Source organism: Vibrio sp. 1F253 (assembly GCF_041439295.1).
Taxonomy (GTDB): Bacteria; Pseudomonadota; Gammaproteobacteria; order Enterobacterales; family Vibrionaceae; genus Vibrio; species Vibrio tasmaniensis_A.
Genome location: NZ_JBGONU010000124.1, coordinates 1 through 2151, shown reverse-complemented (window position 1 = coordinate 2151; position 2151 = coordinate 1). Strand labels below are relative to the sequence as shown.

The window sequence follows — 2151 nt, the reverse complement described above, 5'->3', positions numbered from 1 at the left end:
ACCAAGCTCTGGATTACCTCGCGGCCGGGGATGCGCAGCAAAACATTCACCCACTGTTGCGCACGCTCTATGCCCAATAACCCTCTCTCACCCCAACTTTTGATGAGGTGCTCCTTATGCGCATTGACCTCTGGGCTGCGCTCACGCTCAGTTTTTTATCTACTCTCACTCTTGCCAGCGAACAACACACCTTTACCGAGAGCGCCAATTGGGCGAAGCAAACGGCAAGCCAAGCTCTCACGCCTCATGCGCTTCCGCTCAATGTCGATGACTATTGCAAAGACGCCACGTGTCGACAAGAGATCCGCAGTCCAAAAGAGTCAAGACTGTCAGACGGTGATATCAATGCACAAAAAGGGACAGAGTTTGTGACCAATGGATTGGCTCAAGACATCAACGCGAACTTCAATAAAGGTCGACCCGATGTTAAAGACGACCCGGCGATGCGCTTTGCCTTACTTGGCCAAGAGAATGCTTTTGAAATCACTCACGGTCTCTCAAATGCCTATGTGGATTGTGATAGCGGCTCCCAGTGCCTTATCGAACACATTCCTAAACAGTGTCATCGTCCAACGAATAACAATGTGCCTTGTACAAAAGTCCCCGTTGCCTCCGTGAGCACCGGTGAGGTGAGCTACCGCTGTCCATCCGGTTGGACACAACAAGGGAGGGATTGCCAACGCCCCCTCCCACAATGCCGATACAATAATGACAATTACGTGAGGCAATCAGGGACTAGAAGAGGTTTTTCGGGATCAGAAACCACGTATTTTTGGGATGGAAAGATAGTCTCTCCCAACCAAGGCTACACGCTTGGCGATTTAAAATATACCATCAACTTAAACTGGCAATGGAGCGCATACTGGCATAAACGCTACGAGATTTGTCGACCCACCACACAAACGAAAAAAGCCACCTTGAGCTGTTCAAACGGATTCTCCTTATCCGGAGGGAACTGCATCAAAAACACCATGACCTGGCGAACACAATGCCGCCTGATGAACTCGTGCAAGATCACTCGCCAGCAATGTATTGAAGGTCGAGCCACCCGCACCATTAATGGCATTCCCACCACGCTCAATTGTTGGAAATATCGGATAGACCATCATTGTGACCGCCCTAATACCTGCGCAAACCTCCCGAAAGACTGTACGACTCAAACTCAACATTGCAGCCTTAAGCAAAATGGGGTGTGCATCGAGCAAGAGGTCACAAAGCGTTGTGCTGAGAAGACATGCCGAGCCACTGATCTGCAATGTGGGGAGCACTCCTTCTGTCTTGACGGGGAGTGTTACGAGGAGGCGCCCAAATTGAATAACAATTTTGATAAGTCCGTTGCGGCACTGGCAGGGCTTGCCGAAGCCGTGAAAGACATCGGCGACCCACCCAAAATATTCACGGGAAAGCCGATGAAGTGCAGTAAGAAACTCGCGGGCTTCAACGATTGTTGTAAAGACTCAGGATGGGGGCAAGGATTGGGAGCGAAATGCAGCGAAGCGGAAGAAGCGCTGGGGGAAGCCAAAGAGAAAGGCTTAACCCTGTACGTGGGGCAATACTGCGCCAAGAAAGTGCTGGGTGTCTGCACCCGTAAAAAGCGCAGTTACTGCGTTTACGACAACAAGCTGGCCAAAATCATCCAAGAGCAAGGGTCTCTTCAGCAACTGGGTAAACGGTTAGGCAGTGCTAAAAATCCCACCTGCGCCGCCATTACGCCCGAAGAACTGGGTCAAATCAATTTTGAATACATTGATTTTAAAGAGTTCTACCCGGAAATGCGTGCCAACACCAACCTCCCCAACTTTGATGAAATCAAGAAACGACTTCAAAGTGCCACGGGCGGATAACCGCCTCCACGGAATCAAGGTCTATGATGATGAAAAAACCTCTGCTTTGCGTCATTACCCTAGCGCTGCTGACTCACCTCCATCCAGCTCTTGCTCAAGAAACCCCTCCTGGGTGGCGCTGGTACAACGAGCCAAAGGCAATGCCCGTAACGCCCAAACCTAAGCCGCTACCAAGCAACACTCAAACCACCGTATCAAGCCCTAAAACGTTATCGGCGACCGAACAGATGGCCTGGTTTCACTCTGTGCATATTGAAGCGCAAAACGACGCGGCCATTCATCCCAAAGATAAAGACAAGCTCGCGAA

The 2151-nt window shown here is 50.5% G+C and carries 2 protein-coding genes and 1 pseudogene; all 3 read left to right on the top strand.

The features are described 5' to 3' along the window. Nucleotides 1-80, top strand: a pseudogene (locus tag ACED28_RS23080) (type-F conjugative transfer system pilin assembly protein TrbC); the annotation flags it as partial. Between the two features lie 36 nt (nt 81-116). Next, nucleotides 117-1844: a type-F conjugative transfer system mating-pair stabilization protein TraN gene (gene traN, locus ACED28_RS23075; RefSeq protein WP_371710844.1), complete on the top strand. Its 1728-nt coding sequence runs from the start codon at nt 117-119 to the stop codon at nt 1842-1844. Nucleotides 1845-1867: 23 nt separating this feature from the next. After that, nucleotides 1868-2151 (top strand): conjugal transfer protein TraF (gene traF / locus ACED28_RS23070; protein WP_213865995.1); only part of this gene is annotated, 284 nt, incomplete at its 3' end.